Annotated in this window: 19 protein-coding genes; 4 read left to right on the top strand and 15 right to left on the bottom strand. The window is 47.6% G+C overall.

All coding sequences use genetic code 11. From position 1 onward, the window contains the following. Positions 1–131 precede the first annotated feature (131 nt). Together CGZ75_RS00110 and CGZ75_RS00105 are read left to right on the top strand one after the other, a co-directional pair. Positions 132–2,081 (top strand): prenyltransferase/squalene oxidase repeat-containing protein, encoded by a 1,950-nt coding sequence (locus CGZ75_RS00110; protein ID WP_089521997.1) that lies wholly within the window; start codon positions 132–134, stop codon positions 2,079–2,081. An 89-nt stretch (positions 2,082–2,170) separates the two neighbouring features. Further along, a complete protein-coding gene (locus CGZ75_RS00105; RefSeq protein WP_089524477.1) occupies positions 2,171–2,518 on the top strand; it encodes a DUF805 domain-containing protein in 348 nt (115 codons plus the stop codon). Positions 2,519–2,670: 152 nt separating this feature from the next. On the opposite strand, the gene CGZ75_RS00100 is transcribed toward CGZ75_RS00105, so the two are convergent. From CGZ75_RS00100 to CGZ75_RS00085, 4 genes are all read right to left on the bottom strand, one after another. Beyond that, complete coding sequence (locus CGZ75_RS00100) at positions 2,671–2,952, bottom strand: hypothetical protein (protein ID WP_089521995.1); 282 nt, start codon at positions 2,950–2,952, stop codon at positions 2,671–2,673. Between the two features lie 165 nt (positions 2,953–3,117). Next, positions 3,118–3,381 (bottom strand): YqkE family protein, encoded by a 264-nt coding sequence (locus CGZ75_RS00095; protein WP_089521992.1) that lies wholly within the window; start codon positions 3,379–3,381, stop codon positions 3,118–3,120. A gap of 54 nt (positions 3,382–3,435) precedes the next feature. Further along, positions 3,436–4,326 (bottom strand): VOC family protein, encoded by an 891-nt coding sequence (locus CGZ75_RS00090; RefSeq protein WP_089521989.1) that lies wholly within the window; start codon positions 4,324–4,326, stop codon positions 3,436–3,438. A gap of 131 nt (positions 4,327–4,457) precedes the next feature. Continuing rightward, the gene (locus CGZ75_RS00085) at positions 4,458–6,278 is read right to left on the bottom strand and encodes an APC family permease (protein WP_425436403.1); all 1,821 of its coding nucleotides are present in this window, start codon (positions 6,276–6,278) and stop codon (positions 4,458–4,460) included. Positions 6,279–6,573: 295 nt separating this feature from the next. Between CGZ75_RS00085 and CGZ75_RS26405 the strand changes: the two genes are divergently transcribed. After that, on the top strand, positions 6,574–6,687 hold the full coding sequence (locus CGZ75_RS26405) for a helix-turn-helix domain-containing protein (protein WP_425436402.1): 114 nt from the start codon (positions 6,574–6,576) through the stop codon (positions 6,685–6,687). A gap of 207 nt (positions 6,688–6,894) precedes the next feature. Here the strand turns inward: CGZ75_RS26405 and CGZ75_RS00075 are convergent, their stop codons facing one another. The 8 genes from CGZ75_RS00075 to CGZ75_RS24285 form a co-directional block, all read right to left on the bottom strand. Then, positions 6,895–8,904, bottom strand: coding sequence for a DUF4832 domain-containing protein (locus tag CGZ75_RS00075; protein ID WP_245850646.1), 2,010 nt, complete (start codon positions 8,902–8,904; stop codon positions 6,895–6,897). A 196-nt stretch (positions 8,905–9,100) separates the two neighbouring features. After that, positions 9,101–11,092, bottom strand: a complete 1,992-nt coding sequence (locus tag CGZ75_RS00070) for a DUF4832 domain-containing protein (RefSeq protein WP_089521981.1) — start codon at positions 11,090–11,092, stop codon at positions 9,101–9,103. A 430-nt stretch (positions 11,093–11,522) separates the two neighbouring features. Then, entirely contained in the window at positions 11,523–12,092 is a 570-nt protein-coding gene (locus CGZ75_RS00065; protein ID WP_425436401.1) for a Uma2 family endonuclease, read from the bottom strand. 74 nt (positions 12,093–12,166) lie between these two features. Next, entirely contained in the window at positions 12,167–12,448 is a 282-nt protein-coding gene (locus tag CGZ75_RS00060) for a type II toxin-antitoxin system RelE/ParE family toxin (RefSeq protein WP_089521977.1), read from the bottom strand. After that, positions 12,449–12,682 (bottom strand): hypothetical protein, encoded by a 234-nt coding sequence (locus tag CGZ75_RS00055; protein WP_089521974.1) that lies wholly within the window; start codon positions 12,680–12,682, stop codon positions 12,449–12,451. Between the two features lie 226 nt (positions 12,683–12,908). Next, positions 12,909–13,541 carry a hypothetical protein gene (locus CGZ75_RS00050; RefSeq protein ID WP_141136610.1) on the bottom strand — a complete coding sequence of 211 codons (633 nt, stop codon included), beginning with the start codon at positions 13,539–13,541 and terminating at the stop codon, positions 12,909–12,911. Between the two features lie 142 nt (positions 13,542–13,683). Then, positions 13,684–14,361, bottom strand: coding sequence for an HAD family hydrolase (locus CGZ75_RS00045; protein ID WP_089521968.1), 678 nt, complete (start codon positions 14,359–14,361; stop codon positions 13,684–13,686). A 31-nt stretch (positions 14,362–14,392) separates the two neighbouring features. Next, complete coding sequence (locus CGZ75_RS24285; RefSeq protein ID WP_176444626.1) at positions 14,393–14,539, bottom strand: hypothetical protein; 147 nt, start codon at positions 14,537–14,539, stop codon at positions 14,393–14,395. 263 nt (positions 14,540–14,802) lie between these two features. On the opposite strand from CGZ75_RS24285, the gene CGZ75_RS00040 reads away from it, so the two are divergent. Continuing rightward, positions 14,803–16,236 carry a SpoVR family protein gene (locus tag CGZ75_RS00040; protein WP_089521965.1) on the top strand — a complete coding sequence of 478 codons (1,434 nt, stop codon included), beginning with the start codon at positions 14,803–14,805 and terminating at the stop codon, positions 16,234–16,236. A gap of 93 nt (positions 16,237–16,329) precedes the next feature. Here CGZ75_RS00040 and CGZ75_RS00035 read toward each other — a convergent pair whose 3' ends face one another. From CGZ75_RS00035 to CGZ75_RS00025, 3 genes are read right to left on the bottom strand one after another with little or no spacing between them, the layout of a single operon-like run. Then, entirely contained in the window at positions 16,330–16,788 is a 459-nt protein-coding gene (locus CGZ75_RS00035; RefSeq protein WP_089521962.1) for a VOC family protein, read from the bottom strand. 14 nt (positions 16,789–16,802) lie between these two features. Further along, positions 16,803–17,477 carry an HAD family hydrolase gene (locus CGZ75_RS00030; protein ID WP_245850645.1) on the bottom strand — a complete coding sequence of 225 codons (675 nt, stop codon included), beginning with the start codon at positions 17,475–17,477 and terminating at the stop codon, positions 16,803–16,805. Between the two features lie 15 nt (positions 17,478–17,492). Further along, positions 17,493–17,810 (bottom strand): hypothetical protein, encoded by a 318-nt coding sequence (locus CGZ75_RS00025; RefSeq protein WP_089521956.1) that lies wholly within the window; start codon positions 17,808–17,810, stop codon positions 17,493–17,495. Positions 17,811–18,039 lie beyond the last annotated feature (229 nt).

The following is an 18,039-nucleotide window of genomic DNA, read 5'->3' as shown; positions in this document are numbered from 1 at the left end:
CTCTATTCATATGTAAATAAAGAGCTGCGCTCTCCCCGAGACTGTTAAGCAAGTCGGCGGAGCAGCGCAGCTCTTTGATGGATTGGCTGCAGAGCGGCAGGGCATGAGGCCACGAGGAGGTGCATTAATCAATGACTGACATCTTGCAGGATGCCGCTTCATGCGCGGCCATGTTACAGCAGGAACTGCTAGAAGGGCAGAGCAGTGACGGAGCTTGGAGGCTCTGCGCCGAAAGTGGAGTAATGAGCGATGCGTTTTTGCTTATTTTGCTCCAATCGCTCGGCCGCCAAGAGGGGGATCGCGAGCTGATCCGACGGGTAGCGGCGCGAATCGCCGCCGCCCAGCATGAGGATGGCGGGTGGCGGCTCTACGCCGATCAGCAGAAGGGGCATTTAGAATCCAGCGTGGAGGCTTACTACGCCCTGCTCGCCAGCGGAAGTTATGTTTACGGCGATCCCGCTATGGTCAAAGCAAGACGTTATATCCTCTCCATGGGTGGACTCGGCGAAGTCCGAGCAATGATGACCCAAGTGCTGCTCGCCATGACCGGCCAGCTGCCATGGCCGCGCGCTCTGCGCATCCCGGTGGAGTCGCTGCTCGCTCCTTCGTGGTTGCCGCTCAATCTTTTCGACCTTTCCGGCCATGCACGCGCCCATCTCGTACCTGTGCTTATGCTAAGCTCTGGAAGCTTCACTCTCGGCAAAGGGCGGCTCCCCAAGCTGGAAGAGCTGGTCGCCGGAGAAGAAAGAAGCTTCCGGCTGCCGCCGCTAATGCCGGAACCACTTGCCGGAATCGTCAATGCGTTAGCCACCGGCCACTCCCCGCTCTATCCCGCCACGTTGAAACTGGCGGAACGTTATATGCTGGATCGCATCGAGCCGAATGGCACGCTGCTTACTTATTCAACTGCAACAATCCTCATGATTGCCGCACTGCTGTCAATCGGCTATCCGCCAGAGCATGAGACGATTGCCCGAGCTCTCGACGGCATCCGCTCCCTGGTGTGGCATCACCCGCAGTCGGAGCGTTCTCATCTGCAAATCGCGGATTCTACAGTATGGGACACGGCGATGATCGGCAACTCGCTCTACGAGAGCGGGTTGCCCACAGCACATCCCGCCCTGCAAAATGCGGCCCGTTATTTAGCAGCGCGCCAACAAACGGTCGAGGGAGATTGGAAACGACGCAATCCCAATGTTAAACCGGGCGGCTGGGGGTTCAGCAATATCAACACTCGTTATCCCGATGTCGACGACAGCACCGCCTCCCTACTGCTGTTGAAACGCGTGGCGGGCAATGCTCCCTATTGGAGTCCCGAAGCACAAGAACGAGGCAGCAAATGGGTATGGTCGATGCAGAACCGAAGCAGCGGCTGGCCAGCTTTTGAGCGGGAATCCGGAAGCTCGCTCATCGGCCTTATTCAGTTCGAACAGAGTGCGCAGATCCTTACCGATCCACCAACGGTTGATCTCACCGCACGCACGCTTCAGTGGGCTAGCCAATTCGGGGCGCCGTTACCGGGCTGGCTGGCAGTGGCGCTGAATGAGGAAGACGGCTCCCATCCCGAGATGGACACCATCTCCAAGGCAGCCGATTGGCTTTTGACACGGCAGACACAAACTGGAAGCTGGCTCGGACGTTGGGGCATTTGTTATGTGCATGGCACAGGCGCGGCTATGACCGGGCTGCTTGCAGTCAAGGCGCAGCGAAGCGCCGCACCGTTGTATAGAGGCATGAACTGGCTGTTATCCGTGCAAAACAGGGACGGAGGCTGGGGCGAATCCTGCTCAAGCGATGTGGCCGGAGAATATCGCGCACTCGGTGCCAGTACACCTTCGCAGACCGCTTGGGCGCTGGAGGGGCTGCTTGCTCATCCCCATGCTCCACAGAGTGAGATTGAGCGCGGTATCGCCTGTCTTTGCACGCTGCTGAAAGCGAACGACTGGCGAAGCCGCTATCCTGCGGGCGGGGCCTTTCCCGGCCATGTTTATTTGGATTATCACAGCAGCCGTTACATCTGGCCGCTGCGCGTACTTTCGCAATACCAGAAGCGTTACGGCGGCAAGGGCGACAAAGATTGAATCATGGGATAATTTGGTCCTATAAATGGAATTCCTTCCGTGATATTCTCAATCAGGATAAAATTCACGGTAAGGGAAGTTATTTGCTCATGGGATGGTTTTTGAAAGCAATAAAAAATTATGCAGGATTTGCAGGCAGATCAAGACGTATGGAATATTGGATGTTTATTCTTTTTAGCTCGATATTTACATTTATCATCTCGGTATTGGAAGCACTTATCGGCATCCCGTCCCTGCTATCATTTCTCTTCACCTTGTTCTTATTAGTACCCTCTTTATCTGTTGCAGTCCGCAGACTACATGATACGGGAAGAACTGGCTGGTGGAACTTGATCGGCTTCGTCCCCCTGATTGGCATCATTGTTTTAACTGTATTTATGTGTCTAGATGGCGAAGAGCATGATAATGAATACGGCCGAAACCCTAAAACGAGTTAACTAATTACGTTAACTTGCTCTGAGTTGAAGCGGTAGTTCAGGTCTTTACTTATAGACCTGGATAGCCGCTTTTATATTTTAAACACAAAAAAAACGTCCCTCAGCATTGTAAATGCCTCGGGACATCCTCTTTATTCGCTAACTGCTGCGTCTTAAGCCAGCTGCAAGCTTTCAAACTCGCCGTTACCCATGCTGCATGTCAGCATAGCCGTTTCCACTTCCATCAGCTGTCCGGCCAGTATGGCGCGTTTACGCTCGAATTGCTGCAGATGCAGCACACCCATCTCATCCTCAGGATAGCGATTCACATATTCGCGCATTTCCTGCAGTGTCTGATCCAACTCTTCAAGCTGATCCATATATGGGGAAAGTCCTTCACCTGCGGGAAGAACATGCTCTTTTTCATTCCAAATCGTAATTAAGTTAAAGTCCATGATGACGGCTTACCTCTTTTCTAATTTCGCTCGATTCAATCGGGTGGGCTCCACCGGAGCACCGTAGCGATTACTGCGTCCGCTATCTTTATTACCACCGATGAGCCGAGCGAAACAGGGAGACTCACTCCCAACCACAAATTTCGTGACTTTTCTGATAGTTTCTTACTTAAACTTCTTCCAATCCATCTTGCTGTTGTCCAGCAAATACTCCATGTTGCTCTCGTTCCGCTTCTGCTCTGCCTTACGCTCATCCTCGACCCGCTTACGCTCCGCTTCGCGGACGCGCTCCTGCTCAGCTCTCAGATCACCAGCCTGATTTTTCAGGCGATCTATCAGCTCGGCTGGCAGCAGATCTTTGAGCGTGGCAGGCTTGGATGCTGCGTCCGCACGCGGCTCTGGTGCTCTTCCGCGATTCTTTTTGGCCATAGGCTGCTGATACCTCCCTCAATTGCTCCATCAACAAATGGACTTGTGCGCGAATTATACCACAGATCCCGCTTGTTTCAACGACAATCGCAGAGTAACGCCGGACGGATCGGTAACTTCAAGGTCACCCTCGACCTCGCGAACCTCCACACCGCCTTCGCGCAGCCTTCCCACAGTGATCCCTCTCGCTTCGTCACTCGGGAATAAAATTGTGCCGTAGCGCAGCCCTACAGAATTCTCTTTAGGATGACGGGCACCTTGCCCGGCCCAAATGTTCAGCCCGATATGATGATGATAGCCCCCTGCCGAAATGAACAACGCTCCCATTTGCTGCGAGGCGTCTAACGCCATGTCGAAGCCCATCAGCCCGCCATAGAAGTTGTAAGAGGTTTGCAGATCCGCCACATGAAAATGAACATGCCCAATAATCGTCCCTGCCGGGAGTCCCTTCCATTCATGGCCTTCTGCTAGCTCCAGCAAACCTTTGACGTCAACTGGATCTGACCCCATCTTCACATTGCCTCCAAGGTCATATTTCCACTCGGAGCGCGGGCGGTCACGGTAAATCTCGATGCCGTTGCCATCTGGATCTGTAATATAAAGAGCCTCGCTCACCCCGTGATCGCCCTGGCCGATATGAAGCCCTGCCTCCGACATGTTGCGCAACACAAGGCCAAGCGAGCGCCGATCCGGCATAAGCACAGCAAAATGATAAAGTCCTGCGGCCGAGCGCCGATCAACGGAAGCTGCATCCGGCCTTTCCTCCAGCTCGACAAGCGGCTCCGCATCGGCAGCTCCCAATATCGCCTCGCCATCTGTGCGGCTAAGTACTTGAAAACCAAGAATATCCCGGTAATAGCGGATCGAGCGCTCCAGCTCCGTCACCTTTAATCTAACTTTGCCGATGCTCACGCCGGGATCTATCGATATATGCTGCTTTTCCATTTTCATCATCCTCCTGTTTAAGCGGGCTTTCTTCGTTGTCTATTATCGGTTAAATTCAGCCGGCTATTAATTACTTATAGTTAGCTTAATACAAAAAGTAAGCAATGGCAAGACATAGCCCAGAGAATGCTTTAATGTTTCAAATGATACGGCACGGTCGCAATAACAATATCCTTGCGGTTAAACAGGAACGTACGGAGCAGCAGACCCGTCTGATTGTGCAAAATATGCTGCCACCAATGCTTGGTCACGAACTGCGGAATGAGAATGGTAATATGGTCCGTATCTGCCGTTTTCCATTCGACGGTGTCAATGAACTTGAGCAGCGGCCGGGTGATGCTGCGATAGCTAGAGCGCAGCACGATTAAGCGCACGCCGGGATTCCATTCCTCCCATTTGGCTTCCATCCGCTCAATCGACTCATCATCGAATCCAACATAAACTGCAACAACATTATCGGTCAGTGATTTGGCATAGCCGATCGAGTTGTTCACCACGCGGGTTATTCCAGCGACCGGAACGACGACCGTGCTGCCTTTAATGACCGGTTTATCGGTTGCCAGATCAATTCGCAGCTCGTCAGCGACCTTAACATAGTGGCGATTGATCCGGAGGAACAGCAGCATGACAACCGGCAAGAAGATGAATACGAGCCACACCTGAGAAAACTTGGTGAAAATGAAAATCAGCGTAATGCTGAGCGTAGTAAGCATGCCCACCGTGTTAATCGCAAACTTGCCGCCCCAACCTTTAGGTTTCAATCGCATCCAGCGGATCATCATCCCGAGCTGGGACAGCGTGAACGGAATGAACACGCCAACTGCATACATCGGAATCAGATTTTCGGTATGACCTCCAAAGATCACAACAAGCACGATTGAAAATATCGCGAGGAAAATAATGCCGTTTGAGAAGCCGAGTCGATCTCCGCGAACCATGAACGCATGCGGCATATATTTGTCCTTAGCAAGCATGAATGCCAGCAGAGGGAAGGCTGAGTAAGCTGTATTGGCGGCCAGGAACAGAATGAGCGCCGTTACGCCTTGGATGAAATAATACATAAAGCCCCTGCCGAATGTTGATGCGGCGATCTGCGATACGACCGTTTCCTCAAGACGTGGCGTAATTCCGTACCAATAAGCCAGCAAGCTGATGCCAAGGAACATGCTGCCGAGTATGACGCCCATCATAACTAGCGTCGCGGCCGCATTTTTGTCAGCAGGCTTTTTGAAGTTCGGAATTGCGTTGGATACCGCCTCGACGCCAGTAAGCGCCGAACAGCCGGAGCTGAACGCCTTCAGCAGCAGGAACAAGCTGACGTTGCTTACCGTAGTTCCTATCTCAGGAATATTGGGGTGAGCGCCTCCCGTGAAGTAGCGGATCGTACCGGATATAATCAGGACAAAAATCGAGATAACAAACAGGTAGATCGGGATTGCCAGCACCGAGGCCGACTCCGTGACGCCGCGCAAATTCATCAACGTCAGAAACAGAATGACAAGAGTTGCAATCAAAATACGGTTGTCATGCAGTGATGGAAATGCGGATGTAATCGCATCTGTTCCTGCCGAAGCGCTGACCGCTACGGTCAGAATATAATCGATCAGCAGCGATCCGCCAGCAAGTAGCCCGGTTGTCGTGCCCAGATTGTTTTTAGCTACGATGTAAGCTCCTCCGCCCATCGGATAGGCGAATATCGTCTGGCGATAGGAGAGGATCAGGATGAGCAGCAGCCCCAGCACCGCGATCGAGATAGGGATGCTGTACCACACTGCCGCGAAACCAACGACCATCAGCGCGATCAGAATCTGCTCGGTGCCATAAGCGACAGAGGAAAGCGCATCAGAAGATAGGATGGCGAGAGCCTTTAACCTGCCAAGCTTTTCCCCTTCCAGCTCCTTGCTCTTCATCGGTCGTCCGATGAGCAGGCGTTTCATGCGGTTTGCGATCATGTTTGCTCTTCCCCTTTTTCAAGCATTATTCCCCAGAAGAGCAGGAACCATGTTGTATCTTACACCCGCCATCAAATGCTGTAAATAACTTTTGTACCTAAACATTCTATCTTAAACATTTAACCTCTGACAGGATTCGACACTACACATCTAACGACGACTATTGGGACGGCCCCTTTTTGTATTATTGTACTGACTGGTCAAAATAATAAAGGGACCGTCCCGAAGTCATCTAACGTGACTTTTGGAACGGCCCCAAGCATTTCGCTTTGTTCTTTTTCACTCGTCAATTTCTGTGCGGACGACAGCCTTGAAAACAGGGGCAATTGCTGAAGCCGTAGGATACTGGGATACCGCGCATTTTTATAGGCATTTCAAAAAGGTAACCGGAGTCGCGCCAGCGCAATAAAAAACTTCTGTAATGTTTTGTAATGGCATTGACATGTCCTTTTCAGATTGTTTTAAGAAAAGAGCTTTATAATAGACACATGACCCCCCTTTGAATATAGAAACACCTTGGACCCCCGGCTTTAAGCCGGCGGGTCACTTTTTTTGTCGTAACAAAAAAAGTGGCGATTGCTCCCGAGTAAACACGGGGGAGCAATCGCCCTTTTACTTATTTCTTCTCTAATCCGCTGGCCAGCTTATAAGCCCCGAACGAATATCTGTAGATCTTATTGGCAAAGTCCACTCCTGCGCGTTTCGTTTCCGGATTAACAATCGCGACAGACAAGTCGTACTTACCAGGAGCGAGCGAAGAGACAGGAATTGACTCCGTAATCGTATAGGTTCCTGTTTTCCACGTTCTCAAGTCAACTTTCGGTTGTTTTTTCGCAACGATAGTATCGCCTTTGCGAAGCTGAATTTCAAGCGGCCAGTTGAACGGGAAATGCTGTACGCCTTTATTTTCAACGGTAAGCTTAACTTCGAATGAGTTGCCCGTAATTGCAGAAGGATGCGTGACTTCCTTCAACACAAAGTGATATCCCATTCTTTTCTTAAGCTTATCGATATTGGCTTGCAGCTCATTGCCAACCGCTAATGGAGCAGGTGAATTCGGACCGAGCCAGCTTACTTTGCTCATCTCCGTTTGACGCATAGTCTCGTCAAAGCCGGCTCCTGAAGTCAGTGAAGCCTTCATGCCAAATTCTCCGCTATAAAATTCACCGGCCGAAATACGGCTTTCCCAGAAGTTAGGATTTCCAGGCTGCTTCTGCCCAAGATCATCCCAATAGCCATTTTGCGTACCTGTATACCAGCCCCAGTCAGCATCGAAGCTAGGCTTGTCTCCAAATACATCGTTGAACATTCCAAGCTTCATACCTTTATTATTCTCGGTGGCCAAAGCCATGCTGCGGCGGATCAATACCTGCATTTTATCTTCTTTGCCTGCAAAGGCATCGATATAATGTTGAACAAATTGATTCGACACATTAAGAGGCGGGAAAGCTCCTGTGAAGTTTACATTCTCTGTGCTATCGGCAGTTTTGGTGTAAGGCCATGTGTGGAACTCACCCCAATGACCCAAAGAGCCGATTTGCACGAACGCTACAGGACGAACATTCGTGTTATAACGATTTGCGATTGCTTCAACGACCTTTTTATGGCCGGCTATTACGGAAGGCGCGCTGTAATTAGGCGAGAAGCCCATATTGTTCCCAGCACCCATACGTCCGGTCGGATCATTGTATACCGTTCCTGGGTTTTCACCTGCAGCAGCCATTTCGTCATAAAGCCAATCAGGAATATCACGATGTGCTTCGCCTGTTGGGCTGTCCAAAATAAGTCTGAATACTACTTTGACGCCTTTAGTTTTCCAGTGAGCAAAATTATTTTTAGCTTCAATCGCAGCAAAATCAAATTTGCCTTTGGTTGGCTCAAGCTCTTTCCAGGTCACACCTGCATAAACGAGCTTAACTGGCTGTGGGTAGGATGTTGTCTTAGCAGAAGGCGCCCAGCCTTTAAATGGATTGTTCAATGGACTGTCCAACTCTACAGGATTAGAAGTAACTGTCGTAACTGCTCCAGGAGCCTTAGCTTCAGTAGTCAGAACATATTCCGGAAGCGTTTGGTCCGCTGCCGGAAGCCTATTCGTTGCGGAGTTGTTGTCGATATAACCTGCTTTGATTTTGCTTCCTACTCCAATTTTCAAAGTGGCCAAAGGAATGAGCACTTCAACAACGGAAGCGCTTCGGAAAAATTGCTCGGGAGTAAGCTTAGCAATTTCATTCCAGTTCCACGAAGTTCCGTCACCGGCGTAGTTGTATAGGGTGTTGTTTTCGATCATCCATTCAACACCATTAGTTCCCCAACCCGAAGTCAAGTAACCTGTTGCTGGATTATTGTCTGTATCCAACCAGAAATGTCCTGTTGCCGTGCTTAGGCCTGCACCTTCGACGAGCAGATACAGGTTCTTGTCGTCATTGGTTACTTTCAAGCTCTGAGCTGTACCTGTGTGGGTTGTAAGCGCATTGATGCCACTCCAATCGCTTACGTTTCCATCTACCTTAATTGTTGCCGCATCAGCCCTCGGTAGGTCTCCAATCGGCGGAAATAACGAAACCACCATGGCGATTACTACGAAAAGCACGATAAACATCTTGTTAGAACTAACTGATTTACTCAATGTAGACCTCCTCAAATTGTGAATGTTTCAAATTTAATTCAATTAAAAAGTAATTCATCCACTTTAGGTTCGTAGTTCATCCTTCCCCTTCAAGTGAGTTTTTATATATCCAACAAAACAGGCAATCGCTTTCGGTAAAATACCGAAAAGCGACCGCCCGTTATTTGTTCCTATACTATTTCCTACATTAAAAAATTTATTTCGTTACGCTGCCCAGTTTGAAAGCACCATCCGAAAGCCTGTCCGTATTAGCAAAATCGACTCCCGGCGTATTGGTTTCTGGATTGATTATAGCTATCGCTAGATCATACGTTCCAGCTGCAAGGGATGAGACTGGAATGGAATCGGTAATCGTATAATTTCCCGTTTTCCAAGTTCTTAGATCAACGGTGGTTACTTTTTTAGCAACGACAGTATTTCCGCTGCGAAGCTGAATTTCAACTGGCCAGTTGAACGGGAAATGCTGAACGCCCTTATTTTCAACTTTGACGGTTACATTGAATGTGCTGCCTGTTATTGTAGTAGGGCGTGTAACTTCCCTTAGAACAAAGTGATAACCCATTCTCTTTTTCAAAGTATCCATGTTCGCTTGAAGAGAGTTGCCGAGGGACAAGGAGGCTGGTGAATTAGGGCCTAACCAGCTTACCTTGCTTAACTCGGTTTGACGCATCGTCTCCGTAAATCCTGCACCGGTGGTCAAAGCCGCATTCATGCCGGATGCACCACTGTAGAATTCCCCTCCAGAGATGCGAGATTCCCAGAAGTTCGCGTGCGCAGGCTGGACTTGTCCGATATCATCCGTGTAGCCATTCTGCGTTCCTGTATACCATCCCCAAGATGCATCAAAGCTATCTTTATGTCCAAAAACATCGTTGAACATCCCCATGACCATGCCTTTGTTATTGGTCTTGGCTAGCGCAACGCTGCGCCGGATCAGCACCTGCATCTTATCTTCCTTGCCCGCGAAGGCATCGATATAATGCTGAATGTATTGATTCGAAATCGCGTTTGGAGGAAAAACTCCCGTATAATTCGTTTGGCCGCTTGGCCCGACATAAGGCCAGGTGTGGAATTCACCCCAATGTCCTAGTGAGCCGATTTGAACGAAAGCCACTGGACGATCATTCGTATTATAGCGAGCTGCGATTGCATCGATAGCCAGCTTATGTCGTTGTATCAAGTTAGAAGAGCTGTAATTCGGGGAGAATCCCATGTTGTTTCCCGTTCCCATACCGCCGGTTGTATCGTTATAAGCCGTTCCAGGTGATTCCCCTGCAGCAACCATTTCATTGTATAACCAATCGGGAATATCACGGTGCGCCGTGCCTGTAGGGCTATCCAAAATAAATCGAAATACGACTTTAACGCCTATGCTCTTCCAATAAGCAAAATTATTCGTTTGTTCAATGGCTGCAAAATTATAGGTGCCCTTCGTCGACTCGAGCTCTCTCCAGGTCACACCTGCATAAACAAGCTTGATTTGCTGCGGGTAACTAGTCGATTTCGCTGAAGGCGCCCAGCCTTTGAACGGATTATTCAAAGTGCTGTTCAGCTCGACAGGATAAGTAGTCGTCGTTGTCCCGCCGCCCGTGCTGCCGCCTGTGAGGACATAAGCTGGGAGCGTCTGGCTTGCCGCAGGCAGCCTATTCGTTGCCGAGTTGTTGTCGATATAACCAAGTCTAATGGTATTTCCTGCACTAATTTGCAAAGAGGACAAAGGAATTGCCACTTCAATAATAGAAGCGCTGCGGAAAAATTGCGAGGAGGAGAGTGAGAGTACCGGAGTTGCGGGCCAGCTCCAATTGCTTCCCGTGCCGGTGTAGTTGTATAAACCGCTGTTTTCGAGAAGCCATTCAATTCCTGTAGCTCCCCAACCCGAAGCTTGATAACCGGTGGCTGTATTATTGTCTCGATTCAGCCAGAAGCTTCCAGTAACTGTACTTAAGCCTGAGCCTTGAACAAGCAAATATAAGTTCGTTCCATCATTCGTAGCCTTCAACGTTTGAGCTGTTCCGGAATTGGTTGAGAGCGTACCAATAGCGCTCCAATCGCTGACGCTGCCATCTACCGTAATGGTAGCTGCTTCAGCCTGAGGAAGAGCGCCAACAGGTGGGAATAAGGCAAGTATCAAAGCAAACATCAAAATTGTTTGGGCCAAAATCTTGTATCCTTTAGCCGATTTCTTCATCGTAAACCTCCTCGTTTTTAAGTAATCGCTTACATTTTTACTTGTTAAAAATGTAATTCACGTGGCCGATTGTAGTAAATTCCCCCTTCCAATAGTTAAATGAGTGCCTTTGCTTCAAATAACGGAAAATCGGCATCTAATTATAGCTATAATTTGCGCCAATCTCCACAGGCATATTATAATTCATTGCGCCAATTTTTTCTATATTTCTCTTCTCTATCGAACAAAAGAATTTGTAATGGGAATGACATGCCCTTTTCAGCCTCTATTAAGAAAGCGACAGTATAATTCTAAACAACCCCCCTTTGAATATAGAAACACCTTGGACCCCCGGCTTTTGCCGGTGGGTCATTTTTTTTGGAAAGAGGTAAAAAACCGATTCCAATGGAATCGGTTTTGTTGAACTATTTATATTCCCGTCATGGAAATGCTATTGTTCCAAGCTGAACAGCGTGTTCATAGGCATTTGCAAATCTTTAAAAGCGATGGATTGGATCGTTTCATGCTCCGTATATAAATGACGCACCTGGTAACTGCCATCCTGCAGCGCATATACATGAACCGTTCGATTCCCAGGATCAACAATCCAATATTCCTGCACCCCATGCTTTTGATATAAATTGAACTTCTCATTAAAGTCTTTCAATGCAGTGGAAGGCGACAGCACTTCGATGATAATGGTCGGCGCACCATGACAGCCGTTTTTGGATATTTGGTCCTTAGAACAAACAACTGAAAGATCAGGTTGTGCGACGTGATCAGGTGATTGATACTCTTCACTTTCACTGAACAGCACATCAAACGGAGCCACAAACACATAGCAACTCCGATTTTGAAAGAACGTCCGTAGGGTGAAATAAAGCTCTCCAACAATAAATTGATGCAATGAAGTCGGAGCCAGCGACATATTATAGGCTTTGCCGTTAATTAACTCCCACGTTCCGTCCCAGGTCAGCCAATCTTGATAGGTGTGGATTTTCTTCTCATCCGGATTTGACACGATGATCGACCTCCTCCAGATTTTGCGTATCATATTAGTAAAAAACGGCATCATCAGAAACCGATTGAAGTGGTTCAATATTGGAGATTGCGTTTCATCGCGCCGTGCTTGAATGACGTGATGACATATCGCTCACCATTATCCAGTACTTTATAGGACACGACATATCGATCGACGATGCAATAGAAAGTATTCCGGTACTCACGCGAAGGCAAGATCATTCCCATGCTGACGACCTTCTCTTCCACTCGCTTGATCAGCTTGATCTTGTATTCCATCGTTTCCTGTTGAGTGTAATGATCGCTCTTGATTTGATGGAATCGACGACGAGCCGCCTCGGTCCATTGAACAATCAATTACAGCTCACCACGCTTTATCGCTTCAATCATTTCTTCTGTTGAATATACTCTGCCGTGCTTGATGTCTTCTTCGGATTCCTCAATCATTTGTCTAATTTCCGGGTCGGTATCAAACTCATTGACCGGATTATAAATTTCGTATTCCATGCCAGCTATTTGAATAAATTCTCTACGATTTTTATGATACGACTTAATAACCGAACCGTCGGGAGCTTTCAGACTAAATTGCATAATCTCACCCTCCTTAGACTTTAATAACATGACTCCGACAGCACATTACTTGTCTTTGAATTGTACCATAATGGGGCTAAACAATGACAATATCGGAGATCTAGAGACTGGAGTATGATTGTACTCTTCCCCGCTCATAGTCCCGTCCAACCGCGTTGGCGAGCTTTATTGGGGACATAAATACGAGGGCGTTGAGCTGGATCTGAAACGCTTCCGCATGTCGTAACTAATTGAAATCATGCCGCTCATAATGTTGAACCCACTCTTCTTCCTCTTTCTCCATGCCTTGAAGCCATTCCGAATGAATCCAAAGCGGAACCTTCAGAAGCTCCTCAAGTGCCGTTATGGCTTCTTCGCAATCATCCATATGTAAAATCTCATTAAGCTTGGATAGATAGTGATGACCCAAATGCTGCGAAAGAAAGCTGGTGTCGGCTTCTTTTTCATCTAATTCATAAGTGCCGTTGCTCCAAATATGCCCGGTGAGGAGCGAACCGTTCCTATAGAGATTAATCTCAGCCACATCATCGTCAAAATACGATACCGTTAAAACAGGCTCATTAATGAACTCGGAAAGGTATTCTCCAATCAGTTCGACAGTTCCCCATTCAAAGCTGTCGTTTAAAATACTTATCCATCCTGGTTTGAGCTCAACGATATAATAAACGTTCCGAAGGCGTTCCGCTTCAGCCAATATGGCCTCGAATCCGGTAAGCCCCTTGGTAGAGCCGCCTGTACTTTCTGAACGCTCGGCATTCACTTCCTTAAGCGCTGTTAACACCGCTTGTTTATCGCTTGTTATCACATGCATATTTCCAAATTTAGTCCCCATCAAAGAACCCCCATGATGTAATTTCACATTAATGCCTCTATATTTTAACCGGCATCTAAAGTCGGAACAATTGCATGACATCGATGAGACGAGTCTTTTTACCGCTAAACAATTCCAATGTCTTTATGAAAAACCACAAAAAACCTGCATAGAATCCGACGAGCGGATATTACCCAAGCTCTTCTACTATCTTTCTTATCTCATTAAGCTCCCGGATCATAAAGTTCGGTTTTTCCAACGCTTCATCCCATTCCTCCGCGCCCCGGAGCCAAATTGTACCTAAACCTGCGCTTTTTGCCCCTGTAACATCATTGCGGGGATGATCACCGATGTATATACTGCTCGCTGCCGTTACCCCTAACCGCTCCAATGCCAGCTCGAAAATTTTAGGATCGGGCTTTTTCAACTGTACCTCATCGGACACAATAACGGCATCAAAATAACTCCGGAGCTGAACCTGATCAATTTTGGAGTTTTGCGAATGTACGGAGCCGTTCGTAATTAACCCAAGCTTGATCTCCTTTGATCTCAGCTGCTCTAACAGCTCCAGTGCTCCGTCCATCACGACCGTATGTTTAAAAAACTCCGCAAACCAGTAATCTACAAGAGTATCGGCTGTCACTGGATTTTTCATCGTAAATTCCGTCAAAAGTTCTTCATACAACTCGCGTTTTTTACGATACCCGTCCCGATCTGCCTGAATGATATACTCCACAACCTGAACTCTATTTCTTGAGTCCACTACCAAAACAAATTCATCGACAAACCGCTCCGCATAATTTTGAAACGCCTTTTTGCGATTGACAAGAGTATTATCCAGATCAAAAAGCACGGCTTGAATAGCCATAACCTTCACACCTCTCCCTTTTTCATCTTGATTAAACAAAGGTATCCAGACCCGCCATGTTTAGAATCATCCTCATATCTCCCTCTTCCAAAATATCAAACGAAGCCGCGGGACTTTCATTAAAATGCTCATCCCGTGCATCGGCCATTGCGCCTTCTGGAACGATATATTGGGTCAAAATGCATGTGCCGCCTGGCTTAAGCACTCGGAAATATTCCTTTAAAGCCTCCGCTCGCAGCTCTGTAACTTTCAAGGCTCAGGAATCGGCGTTATTTTAATTCTATTTATATTGCTCGTTATTGTCATCTGTGTCTTCAACGTCATACATGCTATCCATTCAGACAACCTGTTTGCCTTTCAAAGAAGTTACCTCTCATAGTCCCGTCCAGCAGCGCATACATTGGGTATGAACCTTAACTTTTGCACGGAGGGATTGAGCATATGACCCAGGACGAGATCCGCCAGCTGGAGCGGGCGATCGATGAAATTACGGAGATTGCCGTCGGCTTTGGCCTGGACTTCTACCCGATGCGCTACGAGATCTGCCCTGCAGACATCATTTATACGTTCGGCGCCTATGGCATGCCGACCCGCTTTTCTCATTGGAGTTTTGGAAAATCATTCAATAAAATGAAGATGCAGTACGATCTCGGCCTCAGTAAAATCTACGAGCTGGTCATTAACTCCAACCCCTGCTACGCTTTCCTGCTCGACGGCAACTCGCTTATCCAGAACAAACTCATCGTTGCCCATGTGCTTGCCCACTGCGACTTTTTCAAGAACAATGCCCGCTTCCGTAATACGAATCGCGACATGGTCGAGAGCATGTCCGCTACCGCTGAACGCGTAAGCCAGTACGAAATGCTATACGGCACGGAGACTGTCGAGTCTTTCATCGACTCTGTTCTGGCCATCCAGGAGCATATTGATCCCGGACTGGTCAAACCGCGCCAACTGGACAAATCACGCCGCCACGAGTTCCTTCAAAAGGAAGCCGAGAGCGCCGAGGAGCCGCGTGTAGGGGATTATGACGACCTGTGGTCGCTTGAGAAAAATGGATTAAAAGATCAAGATGTGCAACCCGACCCTCAGCGTTTCCCGCTCCGACCAGAAAAGGATCTTGTCTGGTTCATTGAAGAAAATAGCTCCACCATGCAGGACTGGCAGCGAGACATCATGACCATGCTGCGCGAGGAAATGCTTTACTTCTGGCCGCAGATCGAGACGAAAATCATGAACGAGGGCTGGGCTTCCTACTGGCATCAGCGCATCCTCCGTGAAATGGACCTAACAAGCGAAGAAACAATTGAATTCGCCAAGCTCAACGCCTCCGTTGTCGTGCCGGGCCGTGGCAGCCTAAACCCGTATTATCTTGGGCTGAAAATTTTTGAGAATATCGAAAAACGTTGGGATGAGCCAAACGAAGAGGATCAGCGCCGCTTCGGCCATAAGCCAGGGCGTGGCCGCGAGAAAATCTTCGAGGTGCGCGAACTCGATTCCGACACCTCGTTCCTGCGGAATTACTTGACCAAGCCGCTAGTCGAAGACTTGGACTTGTACATTTTTGAGAAGAAGGGCCCCGAGTGGAAAATTACCGACAAAACGTGGAAGAACATCCGCGAACAGCTCGTCTACTCCCGTGTAAACGGCGGCTTCCCGGTACTGGAAGTGCTGAATGGAGATTTCAATCGTGTTGGTGAGCTGTACCTTGGACATCAGTACGAGGGCGTTGAGCTGGATCTCAAGTATGTGGAGCGCACCCTCCCTCATGTCGTGAATCTCTGGGGTAAGCCGGTGCATCTGGAAACCGTCGTTGAGGACAAAAAAATCGTCTTCAGCTGCGATGGCAAAAAGACAAGCCGGAAATTTATTTGAGACTGCAGCTAGTCTGAAAGCAGGCTTCTTATGCCATAAGAAACGATGCTCCCGCGTGGCTTGAGGGCCAAACGGGAGCATTTTGATGTAAATTTATTGAATCGTTTTGTTGTTATTTTCAATCCATTCACTTAGGTAAGGCATTTCTCCCGTATTTTGCGGACTGCCTTGAAGCCATGAGATGAACTCCAATTCATTCCCGTCCGGGTCATAAAAATATACCGCTGCTGCCGGCATCCAAGGATGGACAATCGGTTCAACGGGTTCCTTGCCAAATTTTTCGAGAGGTTCTATTCCTCTTTCTTTTAACCATTCAATCGACTTCAACAATTGGTCTAAATCCGTTCCGAAAGCAAAATGACGTTTCATTACTTCTTGTCCACTTGGAACTTCCCAAACTCCCAATAATTGTTTGTTTTCCCCGATATAGAAAAACGCGACTCTCCGCGATTCAATCAAATTGCATAATTCTAAACCCAGGGTTTTGTAGAATTGGATTGATGTTTCAAGATTTTTCACCTGGATATGTGTTTCATACAAATTGTTGATCATTCATCTGTTCTCCTCTAACTTGAAAATAAATCGCCAGATAAAACATCCGAAGGGTTAACAAGCTTCGTGAACTTGCTATCGATAAAGGAACTGAACCATACCGCTTGGTACGCCATCAGGCCAGCCCCATGGGCCCCTTCCAACTCCTGTGACCCGCCATCTCCGATAAAGATCGCTTCACTCGGTTCGACCTTCAGCCGATGACAAGCAAGCTCGTAAATTCTCGGATCTGGCTTAGCAAACCCCACCTCGTACGAAAAAATAACTTCATCAAAATAAGGAGCAAGCTCACTATGACGCCATTCGCTTATTTCTTCCTCCGTACAATTACTCACTAAACCCAACTTAAGTTTATTATTTTTTAATGAGGTTAACAAATGGATCACTTCAGGTCCAATATTCCTAAACGGAAGCATCTTCTCTTCCATTCTTTTTTGGTAAAGATGTTGGATTGCATGATCGTTATGTTCAAGCTCTCGTTTAGCTATTATATCTTTTATTACGGAGGGGTAGTCAGGGAATCGGCCCGTCATTCGATCCTTGCTGCGGCTCTGCCATTCCTTTTGGAACTCTTCATCCGAAAGCCCAAGCAGGGCTTGATAATTGTAATCTCTTTTCGACAATCGTTTTCCATCCGAGAATTCAGTTATCAAAGTTTCAAATAAGTCGAATAGAACCGCTTTAATCATTAGGGTCATCCCCCCTTAGTCGTACACACTGATCTTGGAATAATCAAAAAAATGGTTGAATACCCCTACAGCCTGAATTTGATAATCCGTATTCGCTTGAATGTATTCCTCTTTTACACTCATAAATACCCATGCACTTTTAACGGCTCTAGATTTCCATTCAATTTCTGCCCCTCGTTCCCTGCATTCATCGCCAAAACCCGTATTCACACATATTATGTTGTATTCCTTTGAAAGCCATTTATAATAATCAGCTTCATTGGGACAAGTTAAAATTGAGATTAGAATGATGGCGCCGACCGCTCCTACAACCCACTTTAGAGCATTTCTCATTGTTTCTCCTCATTTATTAAGCTTTTCATCAATGTATATTTCTAAGGCTACAATTCCTCGACGCAATACTTTAATAAAAAGATATAGAGCGTATCACTAGCGTTGCATTAATGTTCTCTAAACATTCAAAATCTTCTGTTTTATCTGGGAACGGACACAAAAAAATCCTTTACAATGGATCGGAGAGGTAGACCTGTCCATAAATCCACTGAAAAGGATCCAGCATGGA

This window comes from Paenibacillus herberti, from assembly GCF_002233675.1.
Lineage (GTDB): Bacteria > Bacillota > Bacilli > Paenibacillales > Paenibacillaceae > Paenibacillus_O > Paenibacillus_O herberti.
This window is presented reverse-complemented; position numbering and strand designations above follow the sequence as displayed.

Bases quoted from the DNA above. Each gene is read 5' to 3' on its own strand.
- CGZ75_RS00100 (WP_089521995.1), bottom strand. From the start codon at position 2,952: ATGGACTTTAACTTAATTACGATTTGGAATGAAAAAGAGCATGTTCTT.
- CGZ75_RS00085 (WP_425436403.1), bottom strand. From the start codon at position 6,278: ATGATCGCAAACCGCATGAAACGCCTGCTCATCGGACGACCGATGAAG.
- CGZ75_RS00040 (WP_089521965.1), top strand. From the start codon at position 14,803: ATGACCCAGGACGAGATCCGCCAGCTGGAGCGGGCGATCGATGAAATT.
- CGZ75_RS00090 (WP_089521989.1), bottom strand. From the start codon at position 4,326: ATGGAAAAGCAGCATATATCGATAGATCCCGGCGTGAGCATCGGCAAA.
- CGZ75_RS00070 (WP_089521981.1), bottom strand. From the start codon at position 11,092: ATGAAGAAATCGGCTAAAGGATACAAGATTTTGGCCCAAACAATTTTG.
- CGZ75_RS00105 (WP_089524477.1), top strand. From the start codon at position 2,171: ATGGGATGGTTTTTGAAAGCAATAAAAAATTATGCAGGATTTGCAGGC.
- CGZ75_RS00025 (WP_089521956.1), bottom strand. From the start codon at position 17,810: ATGAGAAATGCTCTAAAGTGGGTTGTAGGAGCGGTCGGCGCCATCATT.
- CGZ75_RS00035 (WP_089521962.1), bottom strand. From the start codon at position 16,788: ATGATCAACAATTTGTATGAAACACATATCCAGGTGAAAAATCTTGAA.
- CGZ75_RS00110 (WP_089521997.1), top strand. From the start codon at position 132: ATGACTGACATCTTGCAGGATGCCGCTTCATGCGCGGCCATGTTACAG.
- CGZ75_RS00055 (WP_089521974.1), bottom strand. From the start codon at position 12,682: ATGCAATTTAGTCTGAAAGCTCCCGACGGTTCGGTTATTAAGTCGTAT.
- CGZ75_RS00045 (WP_089521968.1), bottom strand. From the start codon at position 14,361: ATGGCTATTCAAGCCGTGCTTTTTGATCTGGATAATACTCTTGTCAAT.
- CGZ75_RS00030 (WP_245850645.1), bottom strand. From the start codon at position 17,477: ATGATTAAAGCGGTTCTATTCGACTTATTTGAAACTTTGATAACTGAA.
- CGZ75_RS00095 (WP_089521992.1), bottom strand. From the start codon at position 3,381: ATGGCCAAAAAGAATCGCGGAAGAGCACCAGAGCCGCGTGCGGACGCA.